Source organism: Winogradskyella immobilis (assembly GCF_021887715.1).
GTDB classification, from domain to species: domain Bacteria; phylum Bacteroidota; class Bacteroidia; order Flavobacteriales; family Flavobacteriaceae; genus Winogradskyella; species Winogradskyella immobilis.
The window spans coordinates 84971-103793 of the sequence record NZ_JAIQXX010000007.1; the positions used below are offsets into that span (position 1 = coordinate 84971).

At 31.6% G+C, this 18823-nt stretch carries 18 protein-coding genes; 6 read left to right on the forward strand and 12 right to left on the reverse strand.

All coding sequences use genetic code 11. The annotated features are described in order from the left end of the window. The first annotated feature begins 4 nt into the window (after positions 1-4). On the forward strand, positions 5-1186 hold the full coding sequence (locus K8Z87_RS07140) for a multidrug transporter (RefSeq protein ID WP_227476804.1): 1182 nt from the start codon (positions 5-7) through the stop codon (positions 1184-1186). A 115-nt stretch (positions 1187-1301) separates the two neighbouring features. Here the strand turns inward: K8Z87_RS07140 and K8Z87_RS07145 are convergent, their stop codons facing one another. Continuing rightward, positions 1302-1667, reverse strand: a complete 366-nt coding sequence (locus K8Z87_RS07145; RefSeq protein WP_227476805.1) for a toxin-antitoxin system YwqK family antitoxin — start codon at positions 1665-1667, stop codon at positions 1302-1304. A 383-nt stretch (positions 1668-2050) separates the two neighbouring features. On the opposite strand from K8Z87_RS07145, the gene K8Z87_RS07150 reads away from it, so the two are divergent. Together K8Z87_RS07150 and K8Z87_RS07155 are read left to right on the forward strand one after the other, a co-directional pair. After that, positions 2051-3274, forward strand: a complete 1224-nt coding sequence (locus tag K8Z87_RS07150) for a porin (RefSeq protein ID WP_227476806.1) — start codon at positions 2051-2053, stop codon at positions 3272-3274. A gap of 64 nt (positions 3275-3338) precedes the next feature. Continuing rightward, positions 3339-5615 (forward strand): inorganic phosphate transporter, encoded by a 2277-nt coding sequence (locus tag K8Z87_RS07155; protein WP_227476807.1) that lies wholly within the window; start codon positions 3339-3341, stop codon positions 5613-5615. A 60-nt stretch (positions 5616-5675) separates the two neighbouring features. On the opposite strand, the gene chrA is transcribed toward K8Z87_RS07155, so the two are convergent. Further along, the gene (gene chrA, locus K8Z87_RS07160; RefSeq protein WP_227476808.1) at positions 5676-6800 is read right to left on the reverse strand and encodes a chromate efflux transporter; all 1125 of its coding nucleotides are present in this window, start codon (positions 6798-6800) and stop codon (positions 5676-5678) included. A gap of 77 nt (positions 6801-6877) precedes the next feature. On the opposite strand from chrA, the gene K8Z87_RS07165 reads away from it, so the two are divergent. Further along, a complete protein-coding gene (locus tag K8Z87_RS07165) occupies positions 6878-7597 on the forward strand; it encodes a DUF6503 family protein (RefSeq protein WP_227476809.1) in 720 nt (239 codons plus the stop codon). A 58-nt stretch (positions 7598-7655) separates the two neighbouring features. Here K8Z87_RS07165 and K8Z87_RS07170 read toward each other — a convergent pair whose 3' ends face one another. From K8Z87_RS07170 to K8Z87_RS07185, 4 genes are all read right to left on the reverse strand, one after another. Next, positions 7656-10124 carry a ribonucleoside-diphosphate reductase subunit alpha gene (locus tag K8Z87_RS07170; protein ID WP_227476810.1) on the reverse strand — a complete coding sequence of 823 codons (2469 nt, stop codon included), beginning with the start codon at positions 10122-10124 and terminating at the stop codon, positions 7656-7658. 202 nt (positions 10125-10326) lie between these two features. Further along, positions 10327-11307, reverse strand: a complete 981-nt coding sequence (locus K8Z87_RS07175) for a ribonucleotide-diphosphate reductase subunit beta (RefSeq protein ID WP_227476811.1) — start codon at positions 11305-11307, stop codon at positions 10327-10329. A 309-nt stretch (positions 11308-11616) separates the two neighbouring features. After that, positions 11617-12270 carry a DUF547 domain-containing protein gene (locus K8Z87_RS07180; protein ID WP_227476812.1) on the reverse strand — a complete coding sequence of 218 codons (654 nt, stop codon included), beginning with the start codon at positions 12268-12270 and terminating at the stop codon, positions 11617-11619. Positions 12271-12275: 5 nt separating this feature from the next. Continuing rightward, positions 12276-12851: a DUF3109 family protein gene (locus tag K8Z87_RS07185; protein WP_227476813.1), complete on the reverse strand. Its 576-nt coding sequence runs from the start codon at positions 12849-12851 to the stop codon at positions 12276-12278. A gap of 252 nt (positions 12852-13103) precedes the next feature. Here K8Z87_RS07185 and K8Z87_RS07190 point away from each other — a divergent pair, with 252 nt between their 5' ends. Next, positions 13104-13685: a MarC family protein gene (locus K8Z87_RS07190; RefSeq protein WP_227476814.1), complete on the forward strand. Its 582-nt coding sequence runs from the start codon at positions 13104-13106 to the stop codon at positions 13683-13685. A 12-nt stretch (positions 13686-13697) separates the two neighbouring features. Next, positions 13698-13892, forward strand: a complete 195-nt coding sequence (locus K8Z87_RS07195) for a hypothetical protein (RefSeq protein WP_227476815.1) — start codon at positions 13698-13700, stop codon at positions 13890-13892. A 22-nt stretch (positions 13893-13914) separates the two neighbouring features. Here the strand turns inward: K8Z87_RS07195 and K8Z87_RS07200 are convergent, their stop codons facing one another. The 6 genes from K8Z87_RS07200 to K8Z87_RS07225 form a co-directional block, all read right to left on the reverse strand. Beyond that, on the reverse strand, positions 13915-15522 hold the full coding sequence (locus tag K8Z87_RS07200) for a S41 family peptidase (protein WP_227476816.1): 1608 nt from the start codon (positions 15520-15522) through the stop codon (positions 13915-13917). After that, complete coding sequence (locus K8Z87_RS07205) at positions 15515-15952, reverse strand: deoxycytidylate deaminase (RefSeq protein ID WP_227476817.1); 438 nt, start codon at positions 15950-15952, stop codon at positions 15515-15517. Before K8Z87_RS07205 ends, K8Z87_RS07200 begins: the two co-directional genes overlap by 8 nt. Before the next feature lie 93 nt (positions 15953-16045). Further along, entirely contained in the window at positions 16046-16633 is a 588-nt protein-coding gene (locus tag K8Z87_RS07210) for a HupE/UreJ family protein (protein WP_227476818.1), read from the reverse strand. 160 nt (positions 16634-16793) lie between these two features. After that, positions 16794-17228, reverse strand: a complete 435-nt coding sequence (locus K8Z87_RS07215; RefSeq protein ID WP_227476819.1) for a DUF1801 domain-containing protein — start codon at positions 17226-17228, stop codon at positions 16794-16796. Then, positions 17228-17608, reverse strand: coding sequence for a VOC family protein (locus tag K8Z87_RS07220; protein ID WP_227476820.1), 381 nt, complete (start codon positions 17606-17608; stop codon positions 17228-17230). Before K8Z87_RS07220 ends, K8Z87_RS07215 begins: the two co-directional genes overlap by 1 nt. A gap of 92 nt (positions 17609-17700) precedes the next feature. Further along, complete coding sequence (locus tag K8Z87_RS07225) at positions 17701-18816, reverse strand: alpha/beta hydrolase family protein (protein WP_227476821.1); 1116 nt, start codon at positions 18814-18816, stop codon at positions 17701-17703. Positions 18817-18823: the final 7 nt, after the last annotated feature.

Genomic DNA, 18823 nt, shown 5'->3' on the forward strand with positions numbered 1-18823 from the left:
AACAATGAAAAAGAATTTTTTATTAGGGTTAGCGATTTTTGGATTACTTTTTAATTCATGTACATCAGATGATACTGCTGATATTATTATTAATGATAACGGAGGAGGTGATGACACTCCACCACCATCTGGCACTATATTTTTATCAGGTACATTTACCGAAGATTTAACCTTAGATGCTAACGAAACTTATGTATTAAATGGATCATTAATAATGGCTGCTGGTACTACATTAACTATCCCTGCTGGGATGACAATTGAAGCCTTAGCTGAGGGTTCTGATGTGTATATAGCAATTGCTCAAGGAGCGCAGATTATAGCTAATGGTACTGCTGATAACCCAATTATTTTAACTTCTGATGCTTCTGCACCACAAGCCGGAGATTGGGGAGGTGTTATTGTACTTGGTGAAGCACCAATTAATTCTGTAACAGGTGCAGCTACTGCAACTTCTGAAATTGCAAGTTTACCTTATGGTGGTACAAACGCAGAGGATAATTCTGGTAGTATAAGATATATGCGTGTACAATATTCTGGTGCTGCTGCTGATGGACAGTCAGAAAATAATGGGTTCTCTTTCTACGGGGTTGGTAGAGGCACAGTGATTGAATTTATTCAAGTATTTGAAGGTAGTGATGACGGTGTAGAATTCTTTGGAGGAACTGTAAATGTCAACAATGTTGTTGTTGTTAATTCTCAAGATGATTCTATAGATTGGACAGAAGGATATTCTGGAACTATTACAGATGCCTATGTGCTTCATGGTGCTGAGCACGATAAAGGTATTGAGGCCGATGGTTACAATACAGATATAGGAAACAATTCTAATCCTTTATTCTTCTCTAGACCAAACATTAACAACCTAACTATAATAGGAAATGGTTCTGGTACAGGTAATGAAGCTATACGTTTAAGAGCTGGTACACAAGGTATTTTTACTAATGTTTTAATCGAAGGTTTTGAAGAAGGTTTTGATTTAGATGGCGATGATGGAGATAACCCAACAGGTGCTGGTGTACTAAGTGGTGATTTATCTGTAACTGATGTAACATTTACTGATGTTATACTAGAGGTAAAGAATGATACAGGAGAAACATTTATGGATTCAGATTTCTTATCTGGTATCGGTAGTGCTACAGGAACTGACTTTGCAACCTGGGGCGCAGGTTGGACTGTAGGTCTTTAAATCATTAAAATAAAATAGACTAAACTATCATTTGAGTTCGTAGTTTAAGTTTATAGTAATAAAAAAGCATCCTAATAATTAGGATGCTTTTTTGTTGTTTTAGTAATTCTATTTATTAATTCCGTATGGCCAAAGAGGTTTTATCATCTCTCTTCCATTCATTAACACTAACAATAGCATTATTTGTATAATCTACTTCTTTTAAGGTTTCATTTGTCCAAAAAAACCACTTGCCGACTTTTCTCCCATTATCATAATTCGCTGAAACATTCTTTTTACCTTCAGTATTAAAACTCAGCCATTCACCTTGTAATTTACCATCTAAAGTATAAGATCCTGTCTGGCTTACAACTCCATTGTCATGATAATATGTTACATCAATTAAATTGCTGTTTTTGTTAAGTTTTAGTATTCTCTCTTGTTGAGCAAAAGAAACGATACTGATTAATAAAACGAATAAGAGCAAAACTTTTTTGTTCATAATTATGGGTTTTATAATTTACTTATTACACGAATATAAAGATTCATTAATATTTAAGCAACAATTAATTAACATTAAATTTACATTAAAACGTTATTTATTTGAAAATCAGTTATTTAAAAATATTTTTTTATTAATAAAGTTTAATAATTAGTTAATAATAGCGTTACAATAACATTAAACTCCTCATTTACATTTGTCACCATCTTATATAAGAGATATTAGTTTCGTATAATCTATTAGTTTTTGTCGACTAATTATCATGAATTCTAATGACTGCCTTTGGCCAAGGCAGTTTTTTTGCTTAAAAATTAATACTTAGGAAACATTTAGTTAACATTAGAATTAGTTCTTTGCACCTGACAAAAACTAATAATATTTTAATGAAACTTAAATTTACTATAGTTGCTATTGTAATAGCGACTATAACTTCGCTTAATGCACAGGAAATCAGTGATTCTAAATTCGGAAAAGGAATTTTTAATTTTGTTGCTAAAGACAGCTCTTTTAGCATAAAATTCGGAGCTCGTATTCAAGTACGTTCTACATCTACTTGGAATTATGATCAAGCAGGTAGTCAATTCGGAAGTCCAGATCACAATTTTGATGTGCGTAGAGCACGTTTAAAATTTGATGGTTTTGCTTACAGTCCTAAACTTAGATATAAAATAGAATTAGGATTATCTAATAGAGATCTTTCTGGTGCGAATGAATTTAACAGAGAAACACCACGTCAAATTCTTGATGCTGTTATTATGTGGAATTTTGCAGGAAATTGGGAACTTTGGGCCGGACAGACAAAACTACCTGGAAATATAGAACGTGTTGTGTCTTCTGCTAATCTTCAATTTATAGATCGTTCGTTATTAAACAGTCGTTTTAATATTGATCGTGATTTAGGAATACAAATTCGCCATAAAGATGTCATAGGAGAAAAGTTTGTTATAAGAGAAAAGTTCTCACTATCACAAGGAGAAGGACGTAACATTACTGAAGGTAATATTGGTGGTTTACAATATACAGGTCGTGTAGAATTTTTACCTTTTGGTGAATTTGAAGCTAAAGGTGATTATGTGCAATCAGATTTAAAACGCGAAGAAACACCTAAGTTATTTTTAGCATTTACTTATAATTATAATGAAGATGCTGTAAGGTCTAGAAGTGGTTTAGGCAGCTTTCTATTTATTGATGGTGGAGATAATTTATTTGAAAGTGATGCAACTACTATATTTGCAGATGCTATGTTTAAATATAAAGGATTTGCCTTTATGGGAGAATATGCACATCGTGATGTAGATAATGTAATTGCGCTTAATAGTGATGGTACAACAACAGGAAGTGGATTTAGTACTGGTAATGCACTAAACTTACAGGCTAGTTATGTATTTAAAAACAATTATGAAATTGCGGGACGTTTTACAACATTAGATGAAGAAAATGTAAGCAACGCCACAATTGTAGATTTAGACACTAACGAGTATACTCTAGGAGTTTCTAAATTTATTGTAGGTCATAAATTAAAAGTACAATCGGATTTAAGTTATAGAACATTTAATGGTAATGAAGGTAGAATTGAATACAGGCTTGGTTTCGATTTACATTTTTAAAACATAACATTTAGATAACACAACGCAAAAATTATCTTAAGACTTTTGCAAAACGAATCAAATTATGGAAAATATGTACTTATTTATGTTGATAGCCATTACCGTTTTAGCGGTGGCAGACATAGTAGTTGGTGTTAGTAATGATGCTATTAATTTCTTAAACTCAGCAATAGGCTCAAAAGCCATTTCTATGCGTACAATAATGATTGTAGCGAGTTTAGGTATTTTTATTGGAGCTGTCTATTCTAGTGGCTTAATGGAAGTAGCACGTAAAGGTATTTTTGTGCCTGGTATGTTTAGCTTTCATGAAATTATGCTCATATTTATGGCAGTAATGATTACCGATATTTTGTTATTAGACTTTTTTAATACACTTGGTCTACCAACATCTACTACGGTATCTATTGTTTTTAATTTACTTGGAGCAGCAGTAGTTACGGCTTTAATAAAAATTGGTCATTCTGATCAATATACTTTATCTGACTTAGGGAGTTTTATTAATACAGCTAAAGCTATAGAAATTATTAGCGGTATTTTACTCTCCGTTGTTATTGCTTTTAGTGTTGGCGCTATAGTTCAGTGGATATCACGTTTAGTGTTTACTTTCCATTATGAAAATAAAATAAAAAATTTAGGTGCAATATTTGGAGGTCTAGCATTAACCGCAATATTATATTTCATTTTTATGAAAGGTCTTAAGGGCACTCCTTATTATAAAGATTTAAAAGGTTATGTAGAAGGCAATGAAGTGTATATTATATCTATTGGCTTTGTTTTATTTACACTACTATCATATGCATTTCAAAAAATTACAAAAAAGAGTATTCTTCTTATTGTAATCGCTGTAGGTACATTTGGGTTAGCTTTAGCATTTTCTGGTAATGATCTTGTAAACTTTATTGGTGTACCAATGGCTGCTTATCACTCTTACGAAGCATGGATTGCTAGCGGAACTGAAGCATCTGGTTTTATGATGGATGTCTTAGATAAGAAAATGCCAGCAGAACCTTTCTTGTTATTTATTGCTGGTGGCATAATGGTAGTTACATTATGGTTTTCTAAAAAAGCAAAGACAGTTGCTGAAACTGAAATTAGCTTATCTCGTCAAGGAGAAACACATGAAAAATTTGAACCTAATGCTTTATCTCGATCTGTTGTAAAAGGAACATCTTGGTTATCTAATGCTTGTAGTTCTATTCTTCCTAAAGCTACGCAAGAACGTATTGATAGAAGTTTTCATAAACCAGAAAATAATTTAACCAAAGCACAAAGCATTGATGCACCTGCTTTTGATATGATTAGAGCATCTGTTAACCTTATGGTCGCTGGTGTATTAATCGCTATAGCAACGTCTATGAAACTACCATTATCTACAACATATGTTACATTTATGGTAGCTATGGGTACATCTTTAGCGGATAGAGCTTGGGGAAGTGAAAGTGCTGTATATAGGGTCGCTGGTGTTTTAAATGTTATTGGCGGATGGTTTGGCACAGCCTTTGGAGCTTTTACAGCTGCAGGTATTGTTGTTTTCCTAATCAATTGGGAACCTCAAGTAATCACTCCTATATTATTAATAGTTACCGTATTCTTATTATATAGAAACTACAAAGCTCACCAAAAGAACTCTAAAAAAATTGTTGAAGCAGATAGTTTATCAACTTCTGAAGAAAGCAGTTCTGTACAAGGAGTTATTTATGAAAGTGCTAAAAACATTTCTAGCGTTGTTAACCGTGGTAACAGAATCTACACCAATGCTATTAAAGGTTTAGCTAAACAAGATTTATCATCTCTTAAAAAGAATAAAAAACAAGTCTCTAAACTTTCTGATGAAGTAGATAGTTTACGTGATAACATCTTTTATTTTATTAAAAATTTAGACGAATCTAGTGTTGAAGCTAGTAATTTCTATATTAATATATTAGGATATTTACAAGACATGACACAATCTTTAGAATATATTTCTAATACTAGTCATAAACACATTAATAATAACCATAAGAAACTTAAGTTTAGTCAGGTTAAAGAATTGAAAGAAGTTGATGATGCTCTAGAAGTATTATTTGTTGATATTAAAAGTGCTTTTGATTCTCGTTCATTTGAAGAAATTGAAATTATCTTAAATAAAAGAAAAGAGACTTTTGATATAGTAACGTCTAAAATCGTTAAACAAGTAGCACGTACAAGAACTGAAGAGTCAAGTCCTAAAAACACGACGCTTTACTTTAGTTTATTACTAGAAACTAAAGACTTACTTACTGCAACTATGAACTTATTAGAAGAATATCATAATGCTCATGATGGTTCAGTTGAGCCTGCTAAAATTACACCTGAATCGTAATTTTACAATAATTATAAAAACAAAAAGCCTTAATTCTTTAAAAGAATTAAGGCTTTTTTATTAAAACAATTTTAATAATAGAAACCCTAATACAGCACCAATAACAATTGTCCAGATGGTGCTAACCTTAGTTTTAAAAGTTAATATAATAGCTGCTATTGCAATAACAATACTCTGCCATTGTATCAATGTTTCTTTTCCCATAACAAAAAGTACAGCCAACATTACTGCAACAGCTGCAACATTAACCGAATCTAAAAAGCCTCTAAGAATTTTAGAATTTCTCATTTTTGGAATAAATGGATTTAGCAATAACACAAATAAAAACGATGGAAGAAAAATACCTGTCGTAGCAACCAAAGCTCCTGAAAATCCAGAAAGTTGATATCCTATAAACGTCGACGTTGACAACACAGGCCCTGGAGTAAATTGACCTATAGCAATTGCATCAATAAGCTCAGTTCTAGTTAACAAACCTCTAGTAACTAATTCTGCATCTAAATATGCGAATAAAACATAACCACTTCCGTAAAGTATAGCACCAACTTTTAAGAAAATTAAAAATAATTTTAGTGTTGATACTTTTGTAATTGTAGCATTAATACCAAATAAAAAGAATAATGGAGTAATACTTTTAATGGTCGTTGTTGTTTTGTTTTTAATATAAAAATATGCCATTCCTAAAACACCAGCGCTAAGTAGTGCAATAACTTCATTAACTCCTAAAAGACTTGCTGCTAAAACTAATACCCCAAGTATGGCTAATTCTGTACTTTTTATAGCTTTTTTGCCTAACTTAAAAATAGCTGCTGCTATAATTGCCAATACTGCGGGTTTAATACCATAAATAAAAGGTTCTACCTCTGGCAATTGACCATATTTAACATATAAATATGCCAAAATAGCTGTGATAATAGTAGCCGGAAAAATAAATGCAATTCCAGCTACAAAAAGACCTACTTTTCCTGCACGTTCGTAACCACAATGCATCGTCATCTCAGTTGAGTTTGGGCCAGGAATTAAATTTGTTGTTCCTATAAGATCTAGAAAATAATCTCTAGACATCCATTTACGCTTCTCAATGATTTCGTCTTCCATCATCGCTATATGTGCTGCTGGACCACCAAAAGCAAAACAACCTAACTTAAAAAAGACTTGAGCGACTTCTTTTAAATTTTTATTCATACTTAACTATATATTACCTCTCACAAAAATATTACAAATAAAACTTATATTTTAGTTGAATAGTAAAACCTATTACAATGAAGAACCTTATACTTATTACTTTAATAATTTTTAATATTAATTCTTATTCGCAAACTGCTACTCCTTCTCAATTATTAGATAAAGCCATAGCCTATCACGATCCAAATGGACATTGGCAAACCTTTAATGATTCTTTTAATGTAACCATGACTACCCAAAATGCTAACCCAAGAGAGAGCAAAATAATTATTAACCTACTTCATCAATATTATAGTGTAGCTGCAAAACGAGATGGCACTACTACAACATATACTATGGACAAAGGCAAATGTATTATGAGTTATAATGGCGCTGTTTTAGATGAAGTTTCTGCTAAAGCAAAAGGTATGACTTGCGATAGAGCCGAACTCTATAAAAATTATTATAGTTATTTGTATGGCTTACCTATGAAGCTTAAAGATAAAGGTACTCATCTAGGAGATAAAATAGAGCGCAAAACATTTAAAGGAAAAGACTATCTCGTTTTAAAAGCAACTTATGATGCCTCTGTTGGTAGTGACGAATGGTATTTTTATTTCAATCCAAAGACTTATGCTATGGAAGTCTATCAGTTTTATAAAACGGATGATAATGGTAATGTAATCCCAGATAGTGGCGAATATATTTTATTATCTGAAGAAGCTATAGTTAGTGGTATTAAAATGCCTAAAGTTAGAGCTTGGTATTATAATAAAGATGATAAGTATTTAGGGACTGATACTTTGGTAGAGAAGTAGATCCTAAAATAAAAAAACCAACGCTTTCACGTTGGTTTTTAATAACACTTAATTTAGATTAAGAACCACACATTAAACAATCATCACCTTCAGCTTCTTTAGCCTGGGCAATTAATGCTTTCATTTCTTCTGCCGTCATTGGCTCAGCTTCTGTAGTTTCTTGTGCAAACTTAGCAGCGGTCTTTGCTGCTTGTTGTTTTTGTTGTGCAATTACGGTTTCTTGTACTGCTATTTTCTCTGCAACAGGTTGTTGTTTAACCTCTTTAGTTACTGTAAACTTCTTAGCATCTACTGCTGCTTTTGTACGTAAATAATACATCCCTGTTTTTAAGCCACTCTTCCATGCATAGAAGTGCATAGATGTTAGCTTAGCCATAGTTGCTCCTTCTAAGAATAAGTTTAATGATTGTGATTGATCAATAAAATAACCACGCTGACGAGACATATCTATAATGTCTTTCATACTCATCTCCCAAACTGTTTTATACAATTCTTTAATATCTGCAGGAATATTATCTACACCTTGAATAGAGCCATTAGCTCTCATAATTTCGTTTTTAAGACCTTCGTTCCAAAGTCCTAATTCTACTAAATCTTCTAATAGGTGTTTATTAACTACAATAAACTCTCCAGATAATACACGGCGTGTATAAATATTAGATGTGTACGGCTCAAAACATTCGTTGTTTCCTAATATTTGAGATGTAGATGCTGTTGGCATTGGTGCTACTAATAATGAATTACGTACACCATTTTTTAGTACTTGCTTACGTAATTTTGCCCAATCCCATCGACCGCTTAATTCATCGTCTTTAATGTTCCATAAATTATGTTGAAAATCTCCTTTACTTATCGGAGATCCTTTATATGTTTCATAAGGTCCATCAGCTTTTGCTTCTTCCATGGAAGCTGTTACTGCAGCAAAATATAGAGTTTCAAAAATTTCTTGATTTAATCTTTTTGCTTCATCACTTGTAAAAGGCAAACGCAGTTTAATAAATGTATCTGCTAAACCTTGTACTCCTAAACCAATTGGACGGTGACGAAAGTTAGAATTTTCTGCTTCTTTTACTGGATAATAGTTACGATCAATTACTTTATTTAAATTCTTTGTAACACGTTTTGTGATTCTAAACAATTCTTTATGATCAAATTCACCATTCTTTACAAACATTGGTAGTGCAATCGATGCTAAATTACATACTGCAACTTCATCAGGAGAAGTATACTCCATAATTTCAGTACATAAGTTAGAAGACTTAATTGTTCCTAAGTTCTTTTGATTAGATTTACGGTTAGCCGCATCTTTGTATAACATATACGGCGTACCTGTTTCGATTTGAGATTCTAAAATTTTCTCCCAAAGCTCACGTGCTTTTATAGACTTACGCCCTTTTCCTTCTGTTTCATACTTAGTATATAAAGCTTCAAATTCTTCACTATGTGTATCCGATAAACCTGGACATTCGTTAGGACACATTAATGTCCATTCACCATTTTCTTGCACACGTTTCATAAATAAATCTGGCATCCACATGGCATAAAATAAATCACGCGCACGTAATTCTTCTGCTCCATGGTTTTTCTTAAGGTCTAAGAAACTCATAATATCTGCATGCCAAGGCTCTATGTACATTGCAAAACTCCCTTTACGTTTTCCTCCACCTTGATCTACATAACGTGCTGTATCGTTAAATACTTTTAGCATTGGCACAATACCATTACTTGTTCCGTTTGTACCAGCTATATAGCTCCCTGTAGCTCTAATATTATGTATAGCTAAACCAATTCCGCCCGCAGATTGCGAAATTTTAGCGGTTTGCTTTAACGTATCATATATTCCATCAATACTATCATCCTTCATTGTTAACAAGAAGCATGATGACATTTGAGGTTTTGGTGTCCCTGAATTAAAAAGTGTTGGCGTGGCGTGTGTAAAGTATTTTTTAGACATTAACTCATAGGTTTCAATAGCGGCATCTAAATCATTTAAATGAATACCAATTGAAACACGCATAAGCATGTGCTGTGGACGTTCTGCAATTTGTCCGTTTAATTTTAAAAGGTAAGAACGTTCTAAAGTTTTAAACCCAAAATAATCATAACCGAAATCTCGGTTATATATAATTGTAGAATCTAAAACCTCTTTATTTTCTATGATAACGTTATACACCTCATCAGATAATAAAGGTGCATCTTTACCTGTACGTGGATTTACATAGGTATATAAATCCGTCATTACTTCACTAAATGTTTTCTTTGTGTTTTTATGTAAGTTAGAAACCGAAATACGTGCTGCTAAACGAGCGTAGTCTGGATGTGCTGTAGTCATTGTCGCTGCAATTTCTGCTGCTAAATTATCTAGTTCACTTGTTGTTACTCCATCGTACAAGCCCTCAATAACGCGCATTGCCACTTTTAATGGATCAACAAGCTCATTTAAGCCATAGCACAATTTACGAACACGCGCCGTAATTTTGTCGAACATTATCTGCTCTTTTCTTCCGTCTCTTTTAATTACAAACATACTTTACACATTTAGTTTAGTTCCTTTCTGAAAAAACGCCATTTTCAGAAAAAGGGATAGTTAGTTATTCTAGTTTTATAATACTCTGATGTTAGCAGTGTATTACATTAGGTCAATGATTAATTATAAAATAGGCACTACAATGTTTTAAAATTGTAAAATGCGTTTTCTAATAAATTGTTTTATTAATGAGATGGCTCGATTAAAAATCGAAATCCATATTGTATTTATCCTCGTCAACTTCTTTATTTAAAACTCCAGCCTTTTGGTAATCTCCTACTCTCTTTTCAAAGAAGTTTGTTTTACCTTGAAGCGAAATCATATCCATAAAGTCGAAAGGATTTGCTGTATTGTATACTTTTTCGCAACCTAGATCTACGAGAAGACCATCAGTTACAAACTCTAAATACTGAGACATTAAAGTTGCATTCATACCTATTAAACTTACAGGCAGAGATTCCGTAATAAATTCTCTTTCAATATTTAAAGCATCAACAATAATTTCTTTTATACGTTCTTTTGGTACTTTATTTACCAGATGATTTTCGTGTAAATGCACAGCAAAATCACAATGCATACCTTCATCTCTAGAAATAAGTTCGTTTGAGAATGTTAAACCTGGCATTAAACCACGTTTTTTAAGCCAGAAAATAGAACAAAAAGATCCTGAAAAGAAAATACCTTCTACTGCAGCAAATGCAATTAAACGCTCTGCAAAACTTGGCGAATCAATCCATTTTAATGCCCATTCTGCTTTTTTCTTAATCGCAGGAAATGTTTCGATGGCATTAAAAAGCATCGCTTTTTCTTTTTCATCTTTTACATAAGTATCAATAAGTAAAGAATAGGTTTCGCTATGAATATTTTCCATCATAATTTGGAATCCATAGAAAAATTTTGCTTCGCTATATTGTACTTCGTTTACAAAATTCTCTGCTAAATTTTCATTTACAATACCATCACTCGCCGCAAAAAATGCTAAAATATGTTTAATAAAGTAACGCTCATCGTCGTTTAACTTTTCTGCCCAATCGGTAAGATCTTGATGTAAATCTATTTCTTCAGCAGTCCACATACTCGCTTCAGATTTTTTGTACCACTCCCATAAATCATGGTGTTGAATAGGGAATATTACAAATCTATCTTTGTTTTCTTGTAAAATGGGCTCTACTGTTTGCGACATTGTTATTGTTTTTATAAAAAATTAATAGCGAATTTTGGTATCATTCTAGACTAACAAATATTCAAAATTGTAGTTGATAATGAAAGGTAATTTTATAAACATTGTCAACAAGTTTTTAACAACACGAAAATTCCTTCAAAAAGATGAACCTTTTATTAGATTTATTTTAAAAATTTGATTATCAAGTATTTACAATATTTTGTTTAATGCAAAAAAGTAAGTTTTTTCGTATTAAAAAACCTTTAAAGACTTTAAAAATAAGGGTTTTTAATACTCAAATAAATAGTTAGATTATAAACAAAATAAAAATTACAGAAACCAACTATAAGGCCTTTTAATTACTGAATAATCTTTAAATTTTGGATGATCTAAATACATGTTACTAAAATCTTCTTTATACCAAATAAAAATTTCAGAACACATAATTGTTTGTGTTTTATCATCAATTATAAACTCATTTTCGGTAAAAACCGATGTCGCTAAATTTAATTCAGCATCAATATTTGCCAAAGTGTAATTTGCAATAGGTGGACAAGATAATGCTCCGCAATTTAGAGCAAAGTGGATTCTATAATCTAAGTTATCGACCATAAATTGCAGGCGTTTATCATTAGGTAAAATATGTTTTCGGGCATTTTTACGAAGCAAACCATGTTCTATGTCATCTAGTGAAAAGGTGTATTGATTTAATGTAATTATAGGAATCTTAAAAAAATCGGGGATTTCTTTTACACTCTTTTTTACACCTTCTTTAATAATTAAATAACTTGTAAATCCATTATATAGATTTATAAAAAATGCTTTTTTCTTGAGATCGTTATCTAGAAGATTTAAATCCATAGCTTTAAAAGCATTTATATATGTTTCAAATTGATCTACAATAACTACATCACCTTGAAGATAATTGTTTTTTGCAATTTTAAGTTGTTTGGAAAAATTTTGAGATAATAAAAACACGTCCATACTGACTATGTTTTGGTTTGCATTTTGTTTGCTACCTGCTCTAATTCGGCATACCAATCTTCTCCAAATTTTCTAATTAAAGCTTCTTTTACAAACTTATATATTGGCACTTGCAATTCTTTACCAAGCGCACAGGCATCATCACAAATTTCCCAATTGTCATAATTAACTGCAGAGAATTCTGAATAATCCTTAACACGAATTGGATATAAATGACACGATACGGGTTTTTTCCAATCTACCTCACCTTGGTTATAGGCTTCTTCTATACCACAAAGTGCTGTCTTTTTTTCATCAAAAATAACGTAAGCACAATCTGCACCACCAATTAATGGGGTTTCTATTTCGCCAAAAACTGTAGTAATTGAAGTGCCTTGTTTTTCTATTACTTCAATACCTTCTTTACGCAAAAAAGGTTTCACTTTTGGATAAATCTCTTCTAATGTTTTAGCTTCATCTTCTGTTAAAGGCGCGCCAGCATCTCCATCGATACAACATGCACCTTTACAAGCCGATAAATTACAGACAAAATCTTTTTCAATAATATCTTCTGAGACTATGGTTTTTCCGAGTTGAAACATGCTTCAAAAATACTAAAGTTTACACATATTTAGCGTGCACTCTTCTTAACTTTTTCTATTGCTTAAAAAATGATTCTAATTCACTCATAACTCGTTACTTTTCCTATTATATAACTCTGCTATATACTTCAAAAAAGTGCCTCTTATAAGCAAATTTTAATGCATTTTCAGCTTAACACAAAAAGTTAGAATAGTGCATTGAATATCAGGATTTAAATTGCAACTTTGCGGCGAATTTTAAATCTATAAAAAATGGAATTCAACATTAAAGAAATAGTCACTGCCTTTATGGTATTATTTGCCGTAATAGATATTATTGGAAATATTCCTATAATTATAGATCTACGCAAAAAAGTAGGTCATATACAAAGTGAAAAAGCATCAATAATAGCAGGTTCTATTATGATTTTATTTCTATTTGTAGGAGAACGCTTGTTAAGTTTTATAGGCGTAGATGTCAACTCGTTTGCAGTTGCTGGTGCTTTTATTTTATTCTTTATCGCTTTAGAAATGATTTTGGGTATTACCCTTTATAAACAAGAAGAAAGCAATGCCATAACTGCCTCTGTATTTCCGTTAGCGTTTCCACTTATTGCTGGCCCAGGTAGTTTAACTACATTATTATCCTTACGTGCTGAGTTTAGAATTGAAAACATTATTATTGCCGTAATCGTTAATGTTTTAGTTATTTTTATTGTACTAAAGACTTCAGCACGTATAGAACGTTTTATAGGAAAAAACGGAATACAAATCATTAGAAAAGTTTTTGGCGTAATTTTGTTAGCTATAGCCGTAAAGTTATTTGCTCATAACATAAAGGCTTTATTCGTTTAATTCTATATTATTATGAAAGTATTTACACTTGTTTTTTCAATTATAGCAGTAGCGTTAATTATTTTTAATACAACAAAGCTAAATTTTGATGCCCTTTTAGATGGGGAAAGCTTTACTGCTATTGTTACAATTATTGCAGCTGCATGTGCTATAATTTTATTACAGATTCTTAGAATATCTAAAAAAATAGAAAAATTGCAAAAATAAGTATTGGCTTAAATTATAAGATTTACTGTTTAAGCTCTGGGTTTTCTTTGCTTAGAAGAATAACTTCTTCAATCATTATATCGTCACTGTTAATGATTTCTTCAAATGCATTGTCATCATATAACTGACGTGCTAAAGTGGCTTTTATTAAGCGCTTAATCACATCATTATATGCCACAAATGTAATGTTAGTACGTTCTCTTCGATTTACAAATTCTTGAAAGCGCACAACGATATCATCACTAACTTCAAAATTATCTATAAAGTCGCGCTTAGTAACATCTTTATATATGCTTCGGTCTTTATCTAATTCTTCAAACACAAAAAACCCAAAATGTCCAACGCGACGCATATAGTTAATGGTTTCATTATCGAAAGATTTATCTAATGGCACAAATACATCTGGGATAATACCTCCGCCGCCATATACTATTTTACCTTCAGGAGTTTCAAATTTTAAAGAGTCTGCAACTTTTATTTTATCAGAGTTTGTAAACTCACCCGTTCTTAATCGCTTAAAATAATCGTTATAATACGAGCGATTGTTTCCGTTAGTATATGGTTTTTGAATAGAGCGTCCTGTAGGTGTGTAATATCTAGAAACCGTTAATCTAACAGCGCTTCCGTCTCCTAAGGCCATGTCTTGTTGAACCAAACCTTTACCGTAAGAGCGTCTTCCTAGTATAACTCCTTTATCATTGTCTTGTAATGCTCCAGCTACAACTTCACTTGCCGAAGCTGAATTTTCATTCATTAAAATGTATATATCTCCTTCTTCAAAATCTCCTCTTCTAGTAGCATAGGTTCTTTTCTCTATTCCTTTTTTGTCTTTTGTAAAAACAATCAACTTATCATCTTCTAAAAACTCATCTGCAATTTGTACTGCGATATGTAAAAATCCTCCTGGATTATCTCGAAGGTCTAGCACTAATTTTGTAGCTCCTTGATCTTGTAATTTATCTAAAGCTGTTTTAAATTCTTTATAGGTAGATTCAGCAAAACGATTAATTTTTATGTATCCTAAATTATCTGTGAGTAAATATCCGGCATCAACACTTTTAATAGGAATATCTCCACGCTTTATAACAAAGTCTATATATTCGTCAGTTTGTGGACGATACACTTTGAGTTTAACTTTAGTGTTTTTTGCGCCTTTTAATTTAGATACAATAGAATCGTTAGTCAGGTACTTTCCATAAATAGTATCTCCATCTGCCATAATAATACGATCGCCACTAATAATACCTGCACGAGCACTTGGGCCTCCTTCAGACGGACGTATTACCGCTATACTATCTTTATAAGGATAAAAATTAACACCTATCCCTACAAAATCTCCTTTCATGTTTTCGTTAACGCGTTGTAAATCTTTTTTCGGAATATAAGTTGAATGTGGATCTAAATTATCTAAAATACCATTGACAGTAACATCTACAATACTATCGGTATTAATCTCATCTACATATTCATAATCGATATAATCGATAAGTCGATTGAGCTTATCTTTTTTACTGTTTGTTGTAAACAAACGGTCTGATGTATCACTGAAATTTAATTTTCCACCAATATAAACACCTATTGCAATAGCAACACCAATAATAAGCGGTATGTACTTTTTTGTGTTAGACATTAGCTTCCTCCTCTTCAATTAATTCTATTTGAACACCAGCTTTTTCTAGAAATCGCAATCCAGAATCATCTCTATAGCCTCTAGAATATACAACCCTAGTAATGCCTGACTGATGGATGAGTTTACTACACTCTTTGCATGGTGAAAGTGTTATATATAACGTTGCCCCTTTACATGATTGCGTTGAAGATGCCACTTTTAATATGGCATTGGCCTCTGCATGTAAGACATACCATTTTGTATAGCCTTCATCATCTTCGCAATAATTTTCAAAGCCTGTTGGTGTTCCATTATAACCATCAGATATAATCATACGGTCTTTTACAATTATTGCTCCAACTTGTTTACGTTTACAATGCGATAGTTTACCCCATTCTAATGCCATACGCAAATAAGCTTTATCGTAACGTAATTGTTTTTTTTGAGACATTAATTTTATTGATTGTTATTGTAATTAACGAATATAGGCGCTTACTATTTTATATACAACGCCTGTCAGTTAAAGTTTTACCAAACTTTAGGGTTAAAAAATATTGTTTTCTATGAGTATAGGTATTACCAAACCTACAACTACAGACGAGAGTACCATTACCCAATCGCGTTGTGAGAATCTAAAAATAGTTTGAAATAAGAAGCCGAAAAATAAAACTACAAATACAATGATAATTTGTGCAATTTCAATACCTAGAGCAAACTCTAATAATGACACTAGTTTGTTATCTGCTCCACCAAAAACCATGGTAAACTCACGTGCAAAACCAAGGCCATGAACTAAACCGAAAAATAGTGCTGCAAATAAAAGTAAGCCTACTTTTTTATTTTTATCGTGTTTGCCTGCTGTAAACACATTATATATCGCTGCTACTAATATGGTTATAGGTATTAAAAACTCAACCAATTTCCCATTAACTGAGACAACATCATAAGCCGCTAAAACTAAGGATAATGTATGACCGATAGTAAATAAGGAAACTAATAGAAGTACACGTTTCCAATTTTTAAAAAGATAAGGCACAGCAAGTACCATTAAAAAAAGCACGTGATCGTAACCATTAATATCTAAAACATGATTAATGCCATATTTGACATTAAACCAAAATTCATCCAACATAATTATTGTTATTTAGGGTTGAACCAAAGTTACAATTATTAGATAATTATGAAAGTAAAAAATGTTTTTTAGATGTTTAAAAATGACATTTATATAAAAAAACCTCAACAGAACTAAACGGGCTTTATATTTATATTAAAAAAATATTAAGATTTGAGTATTATTTAATTTTAGAGATTATTTGCCCTTCAAATTTTGTTTTAATTGTAGAGTCTTTTTTAGAGAATTCAACTGCAGATAAAATCAAATTTTTTATAGATTCTTTATTATAATCTTTGTGAGTCTTAATAGGGATATGTCTAATATGTTTTCCTGTGCCTTGTAGTAATTTTTTTGGATCGGGAAGTAAAACACCTTTATTGAATCCTAAATTGAGGTGATTGGTATAAATGGGAATCATACAAAAAGCATCTCCCATTTTTTCTGAAACAGAATATACCGATGTCAATGCATGTGTATGATATAATAACTCGCAACTTTCAGGATATAAATCTAAGATAAAGTTTCGTAAACCTGAATAAACATCAATTAATTCTTGATCCTTATATTTTAAATGATTCCAAAAATCGGGATGAATTTCTCTTGTAATTGCCATTATACTCTTTTATGATATTGGATTGCACAAAGTATATTTCCTTCAGTATCTAAAAACTTGACTAGCCAACCTACATGGGGAATTTCAGTTTTTGGCATTACAATTTCACCATTATTATTTTTAATTTTTAGTATTAACTCATCTATATTTTCAGTTTCAATAGAGCATTCAAACCCATTTATCTTTTCAGCTATTGGACTATATTTTCTGGATTGTAAAGCACCAATAAGTTGTGCATCATTAGTATCACTATCTTTTATTTGAAGAAAATCATCTGGTCCATAATTATTATAGTTCCATCCAAATAAATTAGAATAAAATGTTTTCGCTCTATCCATATCATCAATATAAATAGCGAAGTGTACAGGTTTATGTTTCATTGTTATTTAACTCTAGTTTTCTGTGATTAATCCTGTTATCAAACTCAATAATATACTTACTATTACTAATATAGGGAATATGACCGTACCATCTATATTTTCTTTATAGTATTTAGAAAAGGTTTTAGAGCATCCCAGTATTCTTTTGCATCTGTTCGTCCGTTCCATAAAGCTTTGGATCCGTGTTCTCCTGTTCCTTTGGGTGTAAAATGAACTTGATTTTCTTTAAGTACAATTCCTTTTAATAAATCAGATATAATAGACGCTTCTACTCTTGCAGAAGACATAAACAACGGCTTATCTATTTTAGGAATAAGAACTGATAATGATGTTTTGTTTTCACGAAAGTGATCAAAAGCACTAAAAGCAATAGCCGCATTTACTTTCTCACTTTGTGAAGCGGCAAATATTCCTAAAGTAGCAGAACTAGAACTGCCCCAAATGGTAATTTGTTTATTGTACCTCTGGTATAAATAATCTATAGCTGCAGCTATTTCTTCTTCGGCAGCATAAACAATAAGCATAGAATTTCGATCTATAGGTGTTGCGGTTTTTTCAATAGTTTCATTTTTTGCCCCTTGAAAATCACCTCCTGTGGTCAAATCTACAGCTAAACAGTTAAAGCCTAGTTCATTTAGTTTAGGTGCTATATCTACATATTCATATTTATTAAAATTGGATTGATGACAAAGTAATATAACAGAGCTATCTTTACCTACTTCATACAGTTCACCATAAACGGTTCTCTTATCGGTAACTTTAAAAGTTACTTTTTTTGAAGGATACTTTTTTGATAATTCTTTATCGGGGTTTGGTTTTGCATTTCTTCGTTCTCTTGACTCGTTAACAAGGTTGTCAAACAACTCAATTTTTGTAATTTTTCTTTTATCGTTAAAATGCATAGCGGAAGTTCGTTCCCCCAAACCATTAAAATTATAATTAATTAACGTGTTAGTTGTGTTAGTCTCTTTTACTGTCAAAGAAGTAAGTGGTAATTGTGTAAACAATTGATTAAGTGCTAATGGTATTTGTTCTTTATTAGATACACCAGAAATCGTGAAGTCTGAACTCAAATAGGGCTTTAATTTATCACCACTTTTATCTTTAAAGCATTCTTTATAAATTTCTATGACCTCACTATAATCTTGAGCGTTTACACCCATAGAAATTATGAATATAAATAATAGCGATATGTATTTAGTTCTCATCGTTTTT

Excerpts from the sequence above, each read along its gene's own strand:
- K8Z87_RS07180 (WP_227476812.1), bottom strand. The coding sequence starts at position 12,270 with ATGGACGTGTTTTTATTATCTCAAAATTTTTCCAAACAACTTAAAATT.
- K8Z87_RS07215 (WP_227476819.1), bottom strand. The coding sequence starts at position 17,228 with ATGGCAATTACAAGAGAAATTCATCCCGATTTTTGGAATCATTTAAAA.
- K8Z87_RS07165 (WP_227476809.1), top strand. The coding sequence starts at position 6,878 with ATGAAGAACCTTATACTTATTACTTTAATAATTTTTAATATTAATTCT.
- K8Z87_RS07140 (WP_227476804.1), top strand. The coding sequence starts at position 5 with ATGAAAAAGAATTTTTTATTAGGGTTAGCGATTTTTGGATTACTTTTT.
- K8Z87_RS07170 (WP_227476810.1), bottom strand. The coding sequence starts at position 10,124 with ATGTTTGTAATTAAAAGAGACGGAAGAAAAGAGCAGATAATGTTCGAC.
- K8Z87_RS07185 (WP_227476813.1), bottom strand. The coding sequence starts at position 12,851 with ATGTTTCAACTCGGAAAAACCATAGTCTCAGAAGATATTATTGAAAAA.
- K8Z87_RS07195 (WP_227476815.1), top strand. The coding sequence starts at position 13,698 with ATGAAAGTATTTACACTTGTTTTTTCAATTATAGCAGTAGCGTTAATT.
- K8Z87_RS07145 (WP_227476805.1), bottom strand. The coding sequence starts at position 1,667 with ATGAACAAAAAAGTTTTGCTCTTATTCGTTTTATTAATCAGTATCGTT.
- K8Z87_RS07210 (WP_227476818.1), bottom strand. The coding sequence starts at position 16,633 with ATGTTGGATGAATTTTGGTTTAATGTCAAATATGGCATTAATCATGTT.
- K8Z87_RS07220 (WP_227476820.1), bottom strand. The coding sequence starts at position 17,608 with ATGAAACATAAACCTGTACACTTCGCTATTTATATTGATGATATGGAT.
- chrA (WP_227476808.1), bottom strand. The coding sequence starts at position 6,800 with ATGAATAAAAATTTAAAAGAAGTCGCTCAAGTCTTTTTTAAGTTAGGT.
- K8Z87_RS07150 (WP_227476806.1), top strand. The coding sequence starts at position 2,051 with ATGAAACTTAAATTTACTATAGTTGCTATTGTAATAGCGACTATAACT.
- K8Z87_RS07175 (WP_227476811.1), bottom strand. The coding sequence starts at position 11,307 with ATGTCGCAAACAGTAGAGCCCATTTTACAAGAAAACAAAGATAGATTT.
- K8Z87_RS07200 (WP_227476816.1), bottom strand. The coding sequence starts at position 15,522 with ATGTCTAACACAAAAAAGTACATACCGCTTATTATTGGTGTTGCTATT.
- K8Z87_RS07205 (WP_227476817.1), bottom strand. The coding sequence starts at position 15,952 with ATGTCTCAAAAAAAACAATTACGTTACGATAAAGCTTATTTGCGTATG.
- K8Z87_RS07190 (WP_227476814.1), top strand. The coding sequence starts at position 13,104 with ATGGAATTCAACATTAAAGAAATAGTCACTGCCTTTATGGTATTATTT.
- K8Z87_RS07225 (WP_227476821.1), bottom strand. The coding sequence starts at position 18,816 with ATGAGAACTAAATACATATCGCTATTATTTATATTCATAATTTCTATG.
- K8Z87_RS07155 (WP_227476807.1), top strand. The coding sequence starts at position 3,339 with ATGGAAAATATGTACTTATTTATGTTGATAGCCATTACCGTTTTAGCG.